The sequence below is a fragment of the Streptomyces sp. NPDC001513 genome, assembly GCF_042894695.1.
In the GTDB taxonomy this organism is placed as follows: domain Bacteria; phylum Actinomycetota; class Actinomycetes; order Streptomycetales; family Streptomycetaceae; genus Streptomyces.
This window is the reverse complement of the sequence record NZ_JBIAVU010000001.1, coordinates 678,475-695,430: the sequence shown is the minus strand read 5'-3', so window position 1 is coordinate 695,430 and position 16,956 is coordinate 678,475. Positions and strand designations below refer to the sequence as shown.

Annotated in this window: 14 protein-coding genes; 11 read left to right on the top strand and 3 right to left on the bottom strand. The window is 71.0% G+C overall.

Going from position 1 to position 16,956, the window contains the following annotated elements; genetic code table 11:
- Nucleotides 1-53: 53 nt before the first annotated feature.
- Nucleotides 54-2,588 (top strand): ABC transporter permease, encoded by a 2,535-nt coding sequence (locus ACFYZ4_RS03175; protein WP_390782836.1) that lies wholly within the window; start codon nt 54-56, stop codon nt 2,586-2,588.
- A 42-nt stretch (nt 2,589-2,630) separates the two neighbouring features.
- Here the strand turns inward: ACFYZ4_RS03175 and ACFYZ4_RS03170 are convergent, their stop codons facing one another.
- Nucleotides 2,631-4,367, bottom strand: coding sequence for an amidase (locus ACFYZ4_RS03170; RefSeq protein WP_390782835.1), 1,737 nt, complete (start codon nt 4,365-4,367; stop codon nt 2,631-2,633).
- A 127-nt stretch (nt 4,368-4,494) separates the two neighbouring features.
- Between ACFYZ4_RS03170 and ACFYZ4_RS03165 the strand changes: the two genes are divergently transcribed.
- A complete protein-coding gene (locus ACFYZ4_RS03165) occupies nt 4,495-5,163 on the top strand; it encodes a TetR/AcrR family transcriptional regulator (RefSeq protein WP_384346189.1) in 669 nt (222 codons plus the stop codon).
- Between the two features lie 13 nt (nt 5,164-5,176).
- On the opposite strand, the gene ACFYZ4_RS03160 is transcribed toward ACFYZ4_RS03165, so the two are convergent.
- Nucleotides 5,177-5,362, bottom strand: a complete 186-nt coding sequence (locus ACFYZ4_RS03160) for a hypothetical protein (protein WP_390782834.1) — start codon at nt 5,360-5,362, stop codon at nt 5,177-5,179.
- Nucleotides 5,363-5,531: 169 nt separating this feature from the next.
- On the opposite strand from ACFYZ4_RS03160, the gene ACFYZ4_RS03155 reads away from it, so the two are divergent.
- From ACFYZ4_RS03155 to ACFYZ4_RS03145, 3 genes are all read left to right on the top strand, one after another.
- Nucleotides 5,532-6,530, top strand: coding sequence for a hypothetical protein (locus ACFYZ4_RS03155; protein WP_390782833.1), 999 nt, complete (start codon nt 5,532-5,534; stop codon nt 6,528-6,530).
- A 619-nt stretch (nt 6,531-7,149) separates the two neighbouring features.
- A complete protein-coding gene (locus tag ACFYZ4_RS03150; protein WP_390782832.1) occupies nt 7,150-8,559 on the top strand; it encodes a DUF5685 family protein in 1,410 nt (469 codons plus the stop codon).
- 220 nt (nt 8,560-8,779) lie between these two features.
- Entirely contained in the window at nt 8,780-10,306 is a 1,527-nt protein-coding gene (locus ACFYZ4_RS03145; protein ID WP_390782831.1) for a DHA2 family efflux MFS transporter permease subunit, read from the top strand.
- Nucleotides 10,307-10,454: 148 nt separating this feature from the next.
- Here the strand turns inward: ACFYZ4_RS03145 and ACFYZ4_RS03140 are convergent, their stop codons facing one another.
- On the bottom strand, nt 10,455-11,033 hold the full coding sequence (locus ACFYZ4_RS03140) for a TetR/AcrR family transcriptional regulator (RefSeq protein WP_390782830.1): 579 nt from the start codon (nt 11,031-11,033) through the stop codon (nt 10,455-10,457).
- Nucleotides 11,034-11,124: 91 nt separating this feature from the next.
- Here ACFYZ4_RS03140 and ACFYZ4_RS03135 point away from each other — a divergent pair, with 91 nt between their 5' ends.
- From ACFYZ4_RS03135 to ACFYZ4_RS03110, 6 genes are all read left to right on the top strand, one after another.
- Entirely contained in the window at nt 11,125-11,571 is a 447-nt protein-coding gene (locus ACFYZ4_RS03135) for a DUF1772 domain-containing protein (protein WP_351289799.1), read from the top strand.
- Nucleotides 11,572-11,672: 101 nt separating this feature from the next.
- Nucleotides 11,673-12,335: a hypothetical protein gene (locus tag ACFYZ4_RS03130; protein ID WP_390782829.1), complete on the top strand. Its 663-nt coding sequence runs from the start codon at nt 11,673-11,675 to the stop codon at nt 12,333-12,335.
- A gap of 1,327 nt (nt 12,336-13,662) precedes the next feature.
- Entirely contained in the window at nt 13,663-14,679 is a 1,017-nt protein-coding gene (locus tag ACFYZ4_RS03125) for a GMC family oxidoreductase (RefSeq protein ID WP_390782828.1), read from the top strand.
- 72 nt (nt 14,680-14,751) lie between these two features.
- Complete coding sequence (locus tag ACFYZ4_RS03120) at nt 14,752-15,186, top strand: GMC oxidoreductase (RefSeq protein WP_390782827.1); 435 nt, start codon at nt 14,752-14,754, stop codon at nt 15,184-15,186.
- A gap of 232 nt (nt 15,187-15,418) precedes the next feature.
- Complete coding sequence (locus tag ACFYZ4_RS03115; protein WP_390782826.1) at nt 15,419-16,237, top strand: 3'(2'),5'-bisphosphate nucleotidase CysQ; 819 nt, start codon at nt 15,419-15,421, stop codon at nt 16,235-16,237.
- Between the two features lie 66 nt (nt 16,238-16,303).
- The gene (locus tag ACFYZ4_RS03110; protein WP_390782825.1) at nt 16,304-16,900 is read left to right on the top strand and encodes an NADPH-dependent F420 reductase; all 597 of its coding nucleotides are present in this window, start codon (nt 16,304-16,306) and stop codon (nt 16,898-16,900) included.
- The last annotated feature ends 56 nt before the right edge of the window (nt 16,901-16,956 follow it).

The following is a 16,956-nucleotide window of genomic DNA, read 5'->3' as shown; positions in this document are numbered from 1 at the left end:
CCCACGCCCGTTCCCGTCAGAGGACGCGACGCGAGTGAGCCGATGAGGACGCCATGGTGCTGCTGAGGATCGCCCTGCGAAGCGCCCTCGCCCACAAGGGCCGGATGGCGTGCTCCCTGATGGCCGTCGTGCTGTCGGTGGCGTTCGTCGTCGGCTCGCTCGTGTTCTCGCGTACGGCTGCCGGCGCGTTCGAGGGACTCTTCGCCGCCACCACCTCCGACCTGTCGGTGCGGCGCGCGGGAAACGGGATCCTCCCGGTGGCGACCGCCGGCCGCATCGCCGCCCTGCCCGGCGTCCGCACCGCCGTGGGAGACGTCAAGGTCGACGACGCGGCGCTGGTGGACCCGGCCCGGAACCGGCCGGTCGGACCGCACGAAGGCGCGCCGGTCACCGTCGGAGCCTGGACCGCCGACGCCGCACGCCGGCTGGCCCTGACCTCCGGGCGCCCTCCGGCCGGCGGCCACGAGATCCTCCTGGACGCGGACTCCGCCGCCGCCTCACGGATCCGGACCGGCGACCGGCTGCGCGTCATCGCCAGGGCGGGCTCCCACGACTTCACCGTCTCCGGCACCGCCCGCTTCACCACGGTCAGCCCCGGTGCGGCCCTGGCCCTGATCGAACCCGCCACGGCCCAGCGGATCCTGCTGGGCGCCGCGGGGTTCACCTCGGTCGAGATCAGTGGCGACGGAACCCGCGATGCCGGCCGCCTCGAAGCCGACATCGCGCGCGACCTCGGGCCCGGTTACCGGGTGCTCACCGCGGCCGAGCAACGCCGGCAGGACATCACCGAGCTCCACTCCCTGCTCGGCTTCCTCACCTACGCCCTCATGGGCTTCGCCGGCATCTCCCTTCTGATCAGCGGCTTCCTGATCGTCAACACCTTCTCCATGCTCGTCTCCCAGCGCACCCGTGAGTACGGGCTGCTGCGCGCCATCGGCGCCGGCCATGCGCAACTGTCCCGAGCGCTGCTGCTGGAAGCAGCGGCCCTGGGCGTCCTGGGCTCCGTCCTGGGCCAGCCGGCCGGTCTCGGCCTCGCCGTTCTGCTGACCCGCCTGATGACCACCGTCGGCATGGACCTCACCGACGCGTCCCTGGTCCTCCCGGCCGGTGTTCCGGCCGTTTCGATCACCGTCGGCGTCGTGGTCACCGTGGTCGCCGCCTGGGCGCCCGCGCACAGGGTCGCCAAGGTCTCCCCCCTCGCGGCGATGCGCCACCACGCGGTCCCCCCTGACCGAGGAGCCGGCCGCGTCCTGACCGGCACCGCACTGCTGCTGACCGCAGTCGGCGCCGTGTGCCTCGTCCAGGCCGACGCACCGGCGGACACCACCACCGGAGGACTGGTCCTCGCCCTGGGCGTCCTCCTCACGCTCACCGGATCGGTGGCGGGAGGTCCGGTGCTCGCCACGGCGGCGATCCGTCTCCTCGGGGCGCCGGCCGCGCTGTTCGGAGTCGCGGGCCGGCTCGCCCGGCGCAACGCCGTGCGCAGTCCGCGCCGCACCGGTGCCACGGCCGCCGCTCTGCTGATCGGCATGTCCCTGGTGACCTTCGCCGCTGTGGTGACCACCTCCCTGACCCGCTCGGTCGACTCCCAGATCGACCGCTCGATCGGTGCCGACTACGCCGTGCTGACTCCGCACGGTGCGCTGCCCCAGCCCGCCGTGGCAGCCGTGCAGGCCGTCCCCGGCTTGCGGCACGTCACCGTGGAGAAGGAGGTCGAGGCGGTCGTCCTCACTCCCGACGGACAGCGCACGCCCACACCCATGGTGCGCGCCTGTTCCCCGTCGGTGCTCCACGACCTGCGCCTGCCCGTCACCGCAGGCACGAGGGAGGGAGCCTTCGCGGGCGGAATCTCCGTGGACGCGGACTTCGCGGCCGAACACCACCTCGTACCGGGTTCCCGCCTGACGGTCGTCTACGCCGGCGGCCGGCGACAGGCGCTGCCGGTGGCCCTGATCACCACGGTCGGCAGCGGGCTGTTCGACGGCGCGTTCTACACCGGCCTCCCCACCTACACGAGCGCGGTCCCGGAGGCCGAGCAGCCGGGCGCCCGCAGGCTGTTCGCCCAGGCGGCCTCCGGCGCCGACGAGCGGCGGGTGATGGCCGACCTGAAGCGCGCGGTCAGGCCCTATCCCCGGCTGACGGTCCAGGACCGGGCCGGCTACAAGAAGGGCGTCCGGGAACAGATCGGGACCGTGCTGTACCTCGTCTACGCCCTGCTCGCCCTCGCCATCACCATCGCCTTGCTCGGCGTGGTCAACACCCTCGCCCTTTCGGTGGTCGAGCGCACCCGGGAGATCGGTCTGCTCCGGGCCATCGGCCTCTCTCGGCGGCAGCTGCGCCGGATGATCCGTGTGGAGTCCGTGGTGATCAGCCTGTTCGGGGCGGTTCTGGGGTGCGGTCTCGGCCTTGCGTGGGGAGTGTGCACGTGCAGGCTGCTGGCCCCCCGGGGGCTGGACCGGATTGCCGTACCCCTGGATGCGATCGCCTCCGTCGTGGCGGCCTCCCTCCTGATCGGACTCGTCGCCGCACTCGGCCCGGCGTGCCGAACGGGCAGGATGCACGTCCTGAGCGCGGTGGGGACGGACTGACGGGGAGGGCGGGGCCATCACGCCGCCACCCTCCCCGTCAGGTCACTGTGCGGACAGACGCGGCGTGCGCGGCGGTGCGGTGCGCCGGCTGCCGGTCTTCTCGAAGGCCGCGGCGAGGGCCAGCAGGGCGTTGTCGTCGTAGGCGCGGCCCGCGAAGGTCAGCCCGACGGGCATGCCGGTGTCCGTCATGGTGCCCATGGGCACGGTCACGGTCGGGATGCCGAGGTGGCGGGGGACCAGGTTGCCGTTCGCGACCCAGACGCCGTTGCGCCAGCCGAGGTCGGCGGACGCCACGTCGACGTCCATGTCCGCGGGGCCCACGTCGGCGACCGCGGGGAAGAGCACCGCGTCCAGGCCCAGTCCGTCCATCCACAGCTCCAGGTCGACGCGGCGCGTCTCCTCCAGCCCGCGCAGCCCCTGCTCCAGGTGCGGCATGTCGGCGAGGGAGGCGTACGGGCGCTCGCGCACGAAGCGCGGGTAGTCGCCGACCGTGTCGTCGAAGCCGTCGTAGCGGTCGGGCAGTTCGCCCTCCTGCTTGGGCCAGATGCGGGTGCCGTCGACCTCGGCCAGGGTGGAGAGCGCCGGGTCGCCGTTGGCGCGCAGGAAGTCGTCCCAGGCCCAGGCGGACAGGTCCTCGATCTCGAAGGTGAGGTACTCGCTGCTGACCAGTCCGCGGGTGAGCAGCGAGGGCGCTCCGGGGCGGTCGGACTCGTAGTGCGACACCACGGGGAAGTCGACCTCGACCACCTCGGCGCCGGCGGCCTCCAGGTCGTGGCGCGCGGCTTCCCACAGGGTGATCACCGAGGGACGCGTGTCGATGCGCTGCCCGGTCTGGCCGCCGATGCCTCCGTCGGGGTTCGTTCCGGCGTCGGGGTCGGCGTTGATGTACATCCGGGGCACGCCGACGCGCTTTCCGGCGAGCGCGTCGGATGCGGCCGCGGCGTCGGCGGGCGCGAGGGCCGGGTACGAGGCGGGGCGTACCTGCGAGGGGGAGGGCAGCGCCACCCACGGCTGTGCGCGCCACAGGTCCCCGCGCGTCTGCGCGTCGTCGGCCACGATGACGTCGAGCAGTTCGAGCAGGTCCGCCATGGTGCGGGTGTGCGGGACGACGACGTCCATGGTCGGTACGAGCGGCCAGTTGCCGCGGACCGAGATCACCCCGCGGCTGGGGGTGTAGGCGCACAGCGCGTTGTTCGACGCGGGGGCGCGGCCCGAGGACCAGGTCTCCTCGCCGAGGCCGAACGCGCCGAAGGACGCCGCCGTCGCGGTGCCGGAGCCGTTGGAGGAGCCGGAGCCGTAGGCGCTGGTGAGCCAGTCGGCGCTGTACGGGCTCTCCGCGCGGCCGTACACGCCGCGCTGCATGCCGCCGTTCGCCATCGGCGGCATGTTGGTCAGGCCGATGAGGACCGCGCCGCCCGCGCGCAGCCGCTCGATGGCGAAGGCGTCGCGCTGGGCGACGAGGTGCTCGAACGCCGGGGAGCCGGACGCGGCCGTGAGCCCCTCGGCGAGGTAGCTGTCCTTCGCGGTGTACGGGACGCCGTCCAGCGGGCCCAGCGTCTCGCCGCGGGCGCGGCGTGCGTCGGAGGCCTCCGCTTCCGCGCGGGCGCGCGGGTTCATCACGACCATCGCGTTCAGAGCGGTGGCCGTGCCGGGCCGGTCGTACGCGTCGATCCGCGCGAGGTAGGCGTCGAGCAGGCCGACCGCGGTGGTCTCGCCCTTCTCCAGCGCTGCGCGCAGGTCGGCGATACAGGTCTCCACGACATCGAATCCGCGCGTCATGTGGGTGTCTCCTGGGTGGTGAGGGGGACAGGCCCCATCGCACTGACTAGATTTTCAGTCTAGACCAAGGATCTAAATTCTGGGAACCTAGACTGAGGGCTGGATTTCCGGAACCGAAAGTGAGCTCATGCCGACGTCAGAGACCGGGCCCGCGCTGCCGTCCGCTTCCAGGTCCGCGGACCTGGCCCCGGTCGACAGGAAGCGTCAGCCCAGCGGGGACGAGGCGCGGGGGCGGGCGATGCGGGCCGCCATCAGCGTCATCGCCGAGAAGGGCACGGCGGCCCTGCGGATGTCGGACATCGCCGCGCGGGCCGGCATGAGCACCGGGCACATCCTCTACCACTTCGGCAGGAAGGACCGGCTCCTGCTCGAAGTCCTCGCATGGAGCCAGGCGGATCTCTGGGCCCGGTTCCAGCGGGCCTCCGACCAGGCCGCATCCCCTGCCGAGAAGCTGGACCTGTTCGTCCGCTTCTACCTGCCCCGCCACCAGGGCGACGAACGCTACGCGCTGTGGACGCAGGTACTGGCCCAGGGCAACGACGAAGCCGGCCGAAAGATCCTCACCGAGCTGCTGGACGGCTGGGACGAGCGCCTGGAAGCCATCCTTCGGGAGGGCCGGGACCTGGGACACTTCGCCGACGTGGACCTCACCGAGTTCACCATCCGGGCGGTGGCCATGCTGAGCGGGATCTCCGAGGACGTGATGTTCGGACGGTCCCGCTGGCAGCACACCTCCGCACACGCGTTCGCCCTGGCCGCTCTCGAACGCGAACTGCGTCCCACCGGGCAGGGCTGACCCGCGGCCGGGCTCAGTCGCGCGGCGTCCTGCCCTGCCCGCGGCCGAGGACGGTGGTGGCGATGCCTGCGACGAGGAGCAGCAGGCAGAGCATGAGGAAGGGCAGGCCGGGGCCGGGGAGGACGTACATCGCGGCGCCTGCCACGGTGACGGCCGCGCCGATCGCGGTCAGTGTCATGCCGATCCGGTGTGTGGGCACGGGGGCTCCTTGGTGTGGACGGTGCGAGCGGTGGGATGCCGGCCGGGCCCGGCGCATGCCGGGCCCGGCCAGGGGGAGCGAGCGGTCCGCGGGCCGGAGCCCGCGTCAGCGGTGGATCAGTATCCCCAGTAGATCCGCGAGGAGTGCTTGGGAGGCCTCGCGCAGGAGTTTGTCGAGCTCCAGCATCTCGGATCGGCTCAAGGCCGGTCTGGGCACGCTCGGTGGTAAGGATGAGCTCGGCTGGCGGAGCCTGTGGCTGGAATGCCTGGCCATGGCCTGCGGACTGGACGTCTCGGAGCAGCGGACTTCAGAAGAGGCACTGATCGAGCTCGGCCGGCGGGCCAAGGCGGTCTTCGTGATCGACGGCCTCGAGGACCTCATGCAGAACCTGGACAGTGACACGAAGCGCACTGCACTGAGAGTTCTGCTGATTGACGTCCTCGGATGGCTCCGCTCCCTGCGCGGCCGCCCCTTTGGCCTTGTGGTCTTCGTCCGGCGTGACCTCGTCACCGGTGCGGTTCGGCAGAACAGCGGCCAGCTCCTGGGTCGGTACGATCACTACGCCCTGCATTGGAGCAAGGATGAGGCCCTTCGGCTCGCCCTCTGGGTGACAGCGCACGCTGATGCGCTGCCCAAATCCGTTCCGCTTTCAGGGATCACCGATCTCTCGGCGGACGAGTTGATCGACAGTCTCATCCAAGTGTGGGGCTGGAAGATGGGCAGCGCGAAGTCCCGCGAAGCGCGCTCCCACCTGTGGGTCCCTGCGGCCCTGGGTGACTTCAACGGCCAGGTGCAGGCGCGCGATGTAGTGATGTTCCTCGCAACAGCAGCCAAGAACTCTGAGCAGTACAACGAGACGGTGGAGGACCGTGTGCTCGTACCTACTGCGATGCGTAAGGCCTTGCTGGAGTGCAGCAGAAACAAGATCATCTCGGTGGGGGAGGAGAACAAGGAGATTGGGCGGCTGCTGGTGCACATGCAGGGGCTCAGCCACCCTGTCCTGGTCCCGTTCGACCTCGAGCAGGTCGAGTTGAATGTGGTGGATGCGGACCTGCTGATTGAATCCGGGGTCTTCAGTAAGGGTGCTGACGGGCGCTACTGGGTACCGGAGATCTATCGACACGGTCTTGGGTTCAACAGCGAGCGCCGTGCACGGGTGCTCTGGTAGCAGGCCGCAGCCGCAATCCTCTCGTCGAGGCCGTATCGGACTCATCCGATACGGCCTCGAGATCGCTTTGGAGTCCCTCGGGGCCGATCGGTGGTCACTGCGGTGGGAGCGGCTCGGGTGGTGAATGCCGTGGGCTGCCGAGGAGTGCGAGGTGTCCGGAGTGCCATGGGGTGCGGGACACGCGGCGCCGAGCGCTCGCGAGGATGCCGTACGGCGTTGGGCGCGTCAGCATCTCGTTTATCCGGGTCCTGTCAGATACCACGCGAAGTTCCTCGATGACGTGCCGGAACAGGCGAAACGCCCGATCGGGCAGTCCAAGGATGGGAAGAGACCGAGGCGCTTGGGCGAGTAGCTGACCGGCAGAAAAGCCTCTCAAGGGCCTCCCAGCCGATGTCGCGGTCCGGGAACGGTCCGGATCTTGGTCGCGACGGGTACCCGGCTCCGCAGACACCCCTCGGAAGGGACCATTTAGGATGTCGGCCGCGCGTTGATGTCACGTGCGGTTGACGTCACGCCGGGTCGTGCCTCATGTGCGGCCTTGCGTCTGTGAGCCGTGAGCCGTCCGTGAGCCGTCCGAGCGGACGCGTCCGGTTGGCTGTTTCTACGGGGGAGAACTTCGGTGTTCGGAATCATCAGGCCATGCCGTCATCGCCTGGGCGAGGGCTTGCGTACCGAGTGGATGGCGCATCTGTGCGGGCTGTGCCTGGCTCTGCGCAGCGAGTACGGGCAGTTCGCGAGGGTGGCCACCAACTACGACGGCCTGATCGTCTCGGTGCTGACCGAAGCGCAGTCGGAGCGTACTGGGGACTGGCGGCGGGGTGCCGGTCCGTGCCCGCTGCGAGGGATGCGGTCGGCGGACGTGGCACAGGGTGAGGGCGCGCGGCTGGCGGCGACGGTGTCGCTGGTGCTGGCCGCAGCGAAGATGCGTGACCATGCGGCCGACGGCGACGGCCTGGTGGGGCGCCGCCCGGTCGCGATGGCGGCACGCCGGATCGCCCGCAACTGGGACCGTGCGGGCGTCGCAGGCGGCGAACGACTCGGCTTCGACACCGCGCTGCTCCTCGCGGCGGTCGAGCGCCAGCCGGACATCGAGCGGTCGACCGGCCCCGGTGGCTCGCTGCTGACGGTCACGGAGCCCGCGGAGACGGCGACCGCAGCCGCCTTCGCGTACACCGCAGTGCTCACGGACCGCCCGGGCAACGCCGAACCGCTGGCGGAAGCCGGCCGTCTGTTCGGTCGGCTGGCGCATCTGCTGGACGCGGTGGAGGACCTGGACGCGGACGCGGCGTCCGGTGCGTGGAACCCGATCGCCGTGACCGGTGCGGACCGCGCCGAGGTGCGCCGGCTCTGCGACGACGCCGTCCATGGAATCCGACTCGCCCTGTCCGAAGCCGTGTTCGTCGACGACCGGCTGGTGCGGGCGCTTCTGGGCGTCGAGTTGGAGCGTGCCGTCGATCGGGTCTTCGACCCTCGGCATCGTCACCATCAGCACCGCCGCCCGGTGCGGGGCCCGCGCATGCTGCCCTGGCTGGGACGCCGTACGGAGACGGAAACGCCCTCGGAGGCCGGTACCGGAACGGGCGCGGGCACGGCCTGCGGCGTAGGGGAGCTTGCGGGCGCGGCCCGGGAGGGCGGGGTGATGGCGTCGGGTCGGTCTTCGGAGGGGGAGTGTCGGCGGTGTCGCGAGTGGGGCCGGCTGTGCGGCGATTGCAGGTTGTGCTACAGATGCTGCCGCTGCGACGAGGACGCCGGCGAGGATGACGCAGAGCCCGTGCAGTTCGGCGACGGCAACCGCAACGGCGGCTCGAACCGGGAGGGTTCCGGCAGGGACGGTTCCGGGAGCGATGGCTGGTTCGGCGGCCAGGGCGGCGGCAGCTCGAGCGGCTCCTCGGGCGGTTCGGGAGGTTCGGGCGGCGGTCATGGGTCCGGTGGCTCTGGTGGTTCCGGCGGTGGCTCGGGTGACGGCTGCGGCGGCGGTGGCGGGGGCTGCTGCAATCCCTGCAAGTGCTGCTGCGACTGCTGCGACTGAACGAAGGCTGAGCCGGGTTCCCCGGCGGGTTCCCCGCCCGGCGGGGAACCGGGTGCCGAACGTCTCGTCGCTGTGCCGCCTACCCCCTGCGGTCGGCCGTTCCGGGTCGGCAAAATGGTTTGAGCTCGGGCGGCGACAGCGACAGGATCGGGAAAGACCGATGAGTTTTTCCCGGCGCCGCAGTCTGCCAGTGTGACCGCCACGCGCGGAGGACACTCACATGACGGAAGGCACCATGCCCGCACCACACGAAACGCCCACCCTCGCGCCCACCCTCTCGCCCGCCCGCGTCACCGCCGTACTGCGGATTCTCGTGCTGTCCACGTTCGTCGTCCTCCTCAACGAGACGATCATGGTCAACGCGATCCCGCGGCTCATGCGCGAGTTCGAGGTCACCGCAGCCGCGGCGGGGTGGCTGTCCACGGCCTTCATGCTCACCATGGCCGTCGTCATCCCGGTGACGGGGTGGTTCCTCCAGCGCGTGACGACCCGAACCGCCTTCGGTCTCGCCATGGCGCTGTTCCTCGCCGGCACGGCCCTGGCCGCGGCCGCGCCCGCCTTCCCCGTACTGCTGGCCGCCCGCGTCATCCAGGCCAGTGGCACCGCCGTCATGATGCCGCTGCTCATGACGACGCTGATGACCCTCGTGCCCCCGCACGACCGCGGCCGTGTCATGGGCAACATCACCCTCGTCATCTCCGTCGCACCCGCCCTCGGCCCCGCCGTCTCCGGTGTGCTGCTGCAGCTGGGGTCATGGCGCCTGCTGTTCCTGGCCGTCATTCCCATCGCCGGAGCCATGGCCATATTCGGTCGGCGCAACCTGGTCAACATCGGCGAACCGCAGGCCGCCCCCATCGACTGGATGTCCGTCCCCCTAGCGGCCGTGGGCTTCGGCGCCCTGGTGTACGGCCTGAGCGGGCTCGGTGCCGAGAACGCGGCCCAGGCCCCCGTGCCCCCGGAGGCCATCACCCTGGCCGGGGTCGTGCTCGTCGGGCTGTTCGTATGGCGACAGCTGGCACTGCAGCGCTCCTCCACCCCGCTGCTGGACCTGCGTGCACTGACGTTCCGTCACTTCTCCGTGGCGCTGGGCCTGATGTGCCTGTCCTTCATGGCCCTCATGGGCGCGTTCATCCTGTTGCCGATCTACCTGCAGGAGGTGTGCGGCCTGACCTCACTGCAGACCGGGCTGCTCCTCATCCCCGGTGGCCTGACCATGGGCCTGCTCGGACCACAGGTCGGCAAGCTCTACGACCGACTCGGCGCACCACGCCTGGTCGTACCCGGAGCCGCACTCACAGCCCTTTGCCTCGCGCTGTTCGCCTTCACGGGCGAACAGACCTCACCGTGGCTGGTGCTCGCCCTTCACGTGGCCCTGAGCGCGGGTATGGCGTTCGTCTTCACCCCCGTCTTCACCTCCGGCCTGTCCGTACTGCCGCCGCACCTCTACCCCCACGGCTCCGCCATCCTGGGCTCGCTCCAGCAGGTCGCGGCCGCCGCCGGCACCGCCCTGGTCATCAGTGTCATGTCGGGACGCGCCGCCACGGCCGTAGCCGAGGGCGCCGACACCACCGGCGCCCTCGCCACGGGCATCCGGTGGGGATTCGGCATCGGCGCCGGGATCGGCGCCCTGGCCGTGCTGGTCGCGCTGCTGATCCGCACCCCGCCCGCTCCGCCACAGCCCGCTACGTCGGAGCCCCAGGCCGAAGACGGCACCACGACAAGCAAAACCGCCCCCACCCCCACCTGACGCCCTGGCGCCAGGCCTGGTGCCCGCCGCGACGAAGGGGCCACGGCTCGCCTGCGGCCAATGGCCCGTCCGGCCGTACGACGCCCAGCAGCCGCAGGCAGGCAACAGGGCGCGAGGACCCCGACTGGGTGCCCGCCGGGATGGTGGGTCAGATGATGGCGAGACGGTCCACCAGCAGGTCCACCCTCCGCTCGGCGTCTCCGGGTGGCAGCCGTCCCGCGCGGGTCAGGGTGGCCAGCCCGTGGAGGGCCGCCCAGAACACCTCGGTGAACAGTCCCGGGTGGACGCCGTCGCCGGCGACCTCGCCGAGCGTCTCCAGCAGGGCGGCGAAGGCGTCCTTCAGCGGCTCCGGCGTGTCCTCGCTCGCGAACGCCAGGCCGCCGTCGAGCTGGAACATGGCGTCGTAGACCGCCGGGTTGCGCGCGGCGAAGTCGAGGTAGGCGCGGGCGAGAGCGGTGACCCGGGGGCGGAGGCCGTCCGCGGCGGAGGCCGTGGCCCGCAGCGCGGCGGCCATCTCGGCGGCACCCTCCAAGGCGACGGCGCCGATGATCTCGCGCTTGCCGCGGAAATGGCTGTAGAGGACGGGCTGGCTGTATTCGATGCGCTCGGCGAGCCGGCGGGTGGTGACCGCGTCCCACCCCTGCTGCTCGGCGAGTTCGCGGGCCGTCGCCACGATGAGGCGCTCACGGTCCGCCCGTTCGCGCTGCTTGCGTTCCTGTACCGACATGATTCGATCCTAGCATCGCTAGACAATCGAGCGGCAGTAGTATTAGCGTTGCCTCATCAGCTAGCAACGCTAGATTCTTGGAGGGGTCATCATGCTCAACGCACTCGAGGTGTTCACCACCGTGGTCGTCGGCGTGATGGTGGGGGTGGAGTTCGCCGTCGCCTTCGTCATCAACCCGATCCTCAGCGCCCTCCCCGAGGACAGTGGCCAACTCGGCCGCGCCCACGGGGGCCGGATGCTCGGCGCCGTGATGCCGGTCTGGTACATCACCTCGCTCATCCTCGTCGCGGTCTGGGCCGTTGCCGGATGGCACAGCCCCGACACCGGCCTCGTCGTCACCGCCGGCGCACTGCTGATCCTCAGCGTGATCATGTCGATCCTGCTGCTCGTCCCGATCAACAACCGGAGCAAGACGTGGACCCCCGAGAACCGGCCCGCCGACTGGAAGCAGCAGATGAACCGCTGGGACCGCTTCCACTACGTCCGCGTCGCCGTCATCATCGGCGCCTTCGCCCTGCTGGCCGCCGCCCTCACCTGACCCGGGCGGCAGCGGGCCACCGAGCAGCGTGGTCGGACCGTGACGACAGGACGTGGGTCAATGGCACCTGCGCGAAGAGCTGCTGAGATGAGGAAGCTGCCATGAGCACGGGAAGATGGCTGTGGGTCTGCCTACAGCGCTACGTCATGACCGTCGCTCTCAGCGGGGTGGCCGCGGCCCTGGTACTGCCCGTTCTGGGCGACGATCCCTTCTGGGCGTCGTTCGGCGCGGGGCTGGGGGTGGGGCTGATCGTGGTGCCGCTCCTGACGGGCGCGACCATGTTCGTACTCGTCCTGCTGGCCGGCCGGCGGTTCGAGCCGCCGACCGGAGGTCCCTCGCGGATCCGGGGCGGCTGGCTGATCGTGCTGCCCCTGGTCCTGCTGCTGCCGGTGGCCCTGCTCATGCCACTGCAGTACCTGATCGTGCTCGGCGCGCAGCTCGTGTACCTGGTGTGGGTGCTGCCCTGCCAGGACGCCCGCGACACGGCGGACGTGCTGCGCTCGCTCGCCGACCCGGCCGTCCCCGCGGAGCAGCGGGCCCGGATGGCACGGGCGCTCGCGGGACTGCAGGGCAGGTCGGTCGTCGAAGCCCTGGTGCAGACCTCGGCCGACGCGGAGCCGGAGGTCGCCGAAGCGGGTCTGGAGACCCTCTGCACCATCTGGCGGCGCGACGGAGTCGTCGGCGAGGACCTGCTGCTGAAGCTCGACTCGCAGGCCCAGGACCGCGTCCGGGCCCTCGGCGTCAGGGTGCGGAGCCCTTGGTGACGACGGCGGCGATCGGCCGCGCATGACACGGGCCCGACTCTCCCATGCGCTCCCGCGCGCCTCCCCGAAGGCCCGTAATCGGGCGCCCAGTTCGCCGAGTTGGCGCTCCTCCAGTGTGGGGACGTTGAACCGCAGGTACCGCTCGTCGGAGGGCGTGAAGAGGGGGCTCGGGAGCACGGCGACGTCCTGTTCCCGCACCAGGGCGCGCACCACCGCGTGGGCGGATGCCGCGGAGGGGTGCTGGACCCACCCGAAGAAGGCACCCGAGGCGTGAAGTTCGAAGCCGCCGGGCGCCCCGGCCCTGAGCGAGCGCAACCGGTCGAGCTCGGATCCGTCTCCAGAGCGCGTGCGCTGCACCTGTCCAGCGCCCCTCGCAGGGCGCGTGGGAGGTCAGGCGTTGCCGAGGTGGGCGGAGTGGCCCCGTGCCAGCAGTTCGCGCACGATGCGGCGCTACCTGCGGGAGTACTCGCTGTGGAGCGGTCTCCACCATCGGGGTTCCACTTCTCCAGAGCCCGGAGCTGCTCCGCGAGCCGCGCGGGACGGCCGGAGACCGATCGTCTTGGGCCCTCGGACGAGGAGGCCGAGGCGGAGATGCAGCGCCTGCTTGGCATCGTCGCGGTGGGCGTCAGGTTGACCTCGTACTGTCGGCGACTGGGCTTGCAGCGACGCTATGGGCGCCGACCTTGCGGGCTCCCTGCCTCGATCTGTCACCGGTGAACGCCTTGGGGGTCCGCCTACCGTCCTCGCCGCCGACCCAGGTTGACGTGGCCGTCGGTGGGAGGGGGGCGTCTCGCCACTCGTATGGCGCTGAGGTTCCGAACGAACGTCGCGGAGGTTCAAGTACGTGCCGTGTCGGTATTCCTAAGATTCGACGGCAGGAGGGAAACCCGGGCTGTTCCTGGACGGGTACACACCAAGGACAAGAAACTCGTGAAACAAGAGCAGTGCAGCCGCACAGCCGTCATCGTAGGTACCGGCGCTGCCATGGACATCCCCAACAGGGTGATCGGCAATGGCCGGACCGGGTGCGCCCAGGCCCGCCGGATCAAGGTGATCGTTCGCCAGCGGGCCACCTCGGTGTCCGTCGGCACCAGCAGCGCGCGCGGCCTGCCTGCGGACCGCCCTGCTCCACTGGAGCCCGCTCGCTGCTGATCAGCCGGTTCCACGCCTTCTGCGCGCCGAGCGCTCGGAGGCGGCCGAGCGAGGCACAGGGCCGACCCGAAGAGAACCATCCCGACTCTTCGGTCCCTTGAGTACATGCAAGCAATCAGCTCTTTGATCGTCGAGGAGCTCTTTTCCTGAAACCCGGTGGGCGGACAGTGCTGCCGTGGGAAGCGGAGACATGATGGGCCAGAGTCGCTATGACCATGTCGTTGTGGGAGCGGGGACAGCGGGGTGCGTGATTGCCTCCCGGCTTTCGGAAAGCCCCGGCGTGCGGGTGCTGTTGCTGGAGGCGGGAGCCCGGGACGCGACCGAGGCGATGGCATCTCCCTGGGGGTTCCTGGGGTTCGACCCGTCATCCCTCTGGCCGGGCGCCTCGACCGTGCAGGCCGGTACGGGCCGGGCCGCTGACGTGCTGCGCGGTAGGGCGCTCGGCGGATCGTCGAGCATCAACGGTCTCTACCACCTGCGGGGGCACCGCTCCGGTTACGACGAATGGCCCGGACTCGGTGCTCCGGGCTGGGGTTTCGACGATCTGCTGCCCTATTTCCGCCGCAGCGAGAGCGCTCGCGGTCGTGATGCCTCGGTGCGGGGCACGGACGGGCCGGTCGTGGTCGCCCCGGTTCCGGAACCCCATCCGCTTGCCGCGGCGGGTGTCGACGCCGCGGTGCAGGCCGGTTTCATACGCGCCGATGACATCGGCGGCGGGCTGGAGACCGGATTCGGGTGGAGTGACATGAATCTGCCCGGCGGCGCCCGCCAGAGCGCGGCCGACGCCTACGTCCGTCCGTTCCTCGACCGGCCGAACCTGGACGTCGTCACGGACGCGACCGTGCGGCGGCTGCGCATCACCGCGGACCGCTGCACCGGCGTCGAGTACACCGTGGGTGGCGCGCACCTGTCCGTCGAGAGCGCCGAGGTCATAGTGACCGCCGGGGCCGTCGGCTCCGCGCACCTCCTGATGCTGTCAGGGATCGGCCCGGCACGACACCTTGGCGAACACGGCATCGGCGTCGTCGCCGACCTGCCGGGCGTGGGATCCCATCTGCAGGACCATCCGATGGCGGCAGTGGTGTACGAGGCCGCCCGGCCCGTACCGTTCGTTCCTGCCAACCCGCCGGCCGAGATGATGGGCCTGCTGTACAGCGACCCCGCCGCGGCCCGGCCGGACCTTCAGGTCTAGGTCGTCGCCGCACCGCTCCCCTCGGCATGGGGCCCGCCGCCGGCCAACGGCTACTCCATCGCCTTCTCCGCGATGGCTCCGCACAGCAGCGGCACCGTGCGCCTGGCGGACGCCGATCCCGCCGGCGCTCCCGTCGTCGACCCCGGCTACCTGAGCGACGACCGTGACCTGGAGGTCATGCGCAAGGGCCTGGCAGTGGCACGCCGCATCGGGGAGGCCGACGCGTTCGCCGACTGGCGCAAGCAGGAAGCGGTGCCGGGCTCCGGGACGAGCGGCGAATCCGTGGACGAGTTCCTCCGCAAGGCCACCGGCCCCTACTTCCACTTCACGGGCACCTGCCGCATGGGAACCGACGCCGATGCCGTCGTCGACCCCGCGAACCTTCGCGTCCATGGGATCGCCGGACTGCGGGTCGCCGATGCCTCGGTGATGCCGTCCATCCCCTCGGCCAACACCAACGCGACCGTCTACGCCATCGCCGAACGGGCTGCCGAACTGCTCGACTGAGTCTTCTCCCGTGCCCACAGCGCTTCCACAACACGCCTCCACAACGCGCTTCATCCCCCCGTCGTGCGCTGAATGCGGCCCGGACTCCGGCTCATCGCGAGCCCGGTGACATGCAGGCGCGCGGCCGCCCCGGCCACCCTGCCCTCCTCCAGCAGCGCGTCGAACACGGCGGGCCAACGCGCAGTTCGGCCCCGACCGGCCTCATCACCCCTCCTCAGACAGGAGCACCACCATGTCCGAAACGCTTCAGACCACTGACGTCGTCACCTCCGACGCCGGCCTGCTCGACCAGACCGCGACCGCCGTGCGCGCCGCCGGTTCGGCGCTGCGCGAGCGCTTCGGCGACGTGGTCCGCTACGAGACCCGCGAAGAGCTGATGCGAGCGCTCGCCGTCAACGACGACACGGCCCTCGACATCCTGCGCCCCCGCCTCACGGCGCTGCGTCCCGACGCCCGCTGGGTGGAGGACGAACTGGACGGCGGGGCGCTGCCGCCCGGCGAATGGTGGGTCGTGGACCCGGCCGAAGGCAACGTCAACCACCTGCACGCGCTGCCCGAGTGGGCGGTGACCGCCACCCTCGTACGGGAGAACCAGCCGGTCCTCACCGTGGTCCACCTGCCGTTGACCGGCGAGACCTACACCGCGCTCACCGGCGCCGGCGCCCACCTCGACGGCCGGCCGCTGCACGTCTCCGGCACCGCGGACCTCGGCCTGAGCATCGTGGCCACCAGCCAGGCCCGGCCGGACGAGGACGAGAAGGTCGTACGGCGCGTCGGCTCCTCGATCACCGCGATGCTCTTCGACGCGCTCGTCGTCCGCACCGCCGTGCCCGCCACCCTGCACCTGACGAACGTGGCCGCCGGCCGGATCGACGCCTTCTGGCAGTTCGCCGGCGCCCGAGCGGATCTACTGCCCGGCGCGCTGCTCGTCACCGAGGCCGGCGGACGGATCTCCGACGCCGAGGGCCGCCCCTGGACCCCGCAGAGCGAGAGCTTCCTGGCCGCCGCGCCCGGCGTCCACGCCGAGGCCGTCGCCACGCTCTCCCGCTGACCCCGCACACCACACCTGCACCCGCACCCGCACCCGCACCCGCACCTACGCAAGGACCACATCATCATGACCACGATCGCAGTTCTCGGAAACGGCCGCGTCGGCGGTAACCTGGCCACCGCCCTCACCGGGGCAGGGCATGAGGTGACCGTCGTGGACCGCGCGCCGGGCGCCGCCGCCGACGCCGCCCGCACAGCGGAGATCGTCATCAACGCCACCCCGGGCGCCGGCTCCCTGGAACGTCTCGCCGCCCTGCGCGAAGAGCTGCACGGCAAGATCCTCGTCGACGTCTCCAACGCCACCACCGACGGACCGGACGGCCTGCCCGCCGACCTGATCTACCCCGGCTCGAGCCTCGCCGAACAGCTCCAGGAAGCACTCCCCGAAACGCACGTCGTCAAGACGCTCAACACCATGCTCTTCCCGGTGATGACCGCGCCGGCCACGCTCACCCAGACGCCAACCGCCTTCCTCTCCGGCGAGGACGCGCTGGCCAAGCAGACCGTCCGCGAACTCCTCACCGACCTCGGCTGGCACAAGGAATGGATCACCGACCTCGGCGGGATCCAGACCGCCCGCGCCACGGAAGCCGCCATCCTCTTCGTTCCCCACGTGATCCGGTCCACCGGATTCACCCCCTTCGCGATCTCGATCGCCCGCTGACTGTCGAGCCGCACAAGCTGCACGTGACCGGAGCCGGAGCCGGAGCCGGCACCGGC

What these genes read in the sequence shown, in the direction of transcription:
- ACFYZ4_RS03175 (WP_390782836.1), top strand. Translation starts at nt 54, where the DNA reads ATGGTGCTGCTGAGGATCGCCCTGCGAAGCGCCCTCGCCCACAAGGGC.
- ACFYZ4_RS03115 (WP_390782826.1), top strand. Translation starts at nt 15,419, where the DNA reads ATGTCCGAAACGCTTCAGACCACTGACGTCGTCACCTCCGACGCCGGC.
- ACFYZ4_RS03165 (WP_384346189.1), top strand. Translation starts at nt 4,495, where the DNA reads ATGCCGACGTCAGAGACCGGGCCCGCGCTGCCGTCCGCTTCCAGGTCC.
- ACFYZ4_RS03135 (WP_351289799.1), top strand. Translation starts at nt 11,125, where the DNA reads ATGCTCAACGCACTCGAGGTGTTCACCACCGTGGTCGTCGGCGTGATG.
- ACFYZ4_RS03110 (WP_390782825.1), top strand. Translation starts at nt 16,304, where the DNA reads ATGACCACGATCGCAGTTCTCGGAAACGGCCGCGTCGGCGGTAACCTG.
- ACFYZ4_RS03120 (WP_390782827.1), top strand. Translation starts at nt 14,752, where the DNA reads ATGGCTCCGCACAGCAGCGGCACCGTGCGCCTGGCGGACGCCGATCCC.
- ACFYZ4_RS03130 (WP_390782829.1), top strand. Translation starts at nt 11,673, where the DNA reads ATGAGCACGGGAAGATGGCTGTGGGTCTGCCTACAGCGCTACGTCATG.
- ACFYZ4_RS03170 (WP_390782835.1), bottom strand. Translation starts at nt 4,367, where the DNA reads ATGACGCGCGGATTCGATGTCGTGGAGACCTGTATCGCCGACCTGCGC.
- ACFYZ4_RS03145 (WP_390782831.1), top strand. Translation starts at nt 8,780, where the DNA reads ATGACGGAAGGCACCATGCCCGCACCACACGAAACGCCCACCCTCGCG.
- ACFYZ4_RS03140 (WP_390782830.1), bottom strand. Translation starts at nt 11,033, where the DNA reads ATGTCGGTACAGGAACGCAAGCAGCGCGAACGGGCGGACCGTGAGCGC.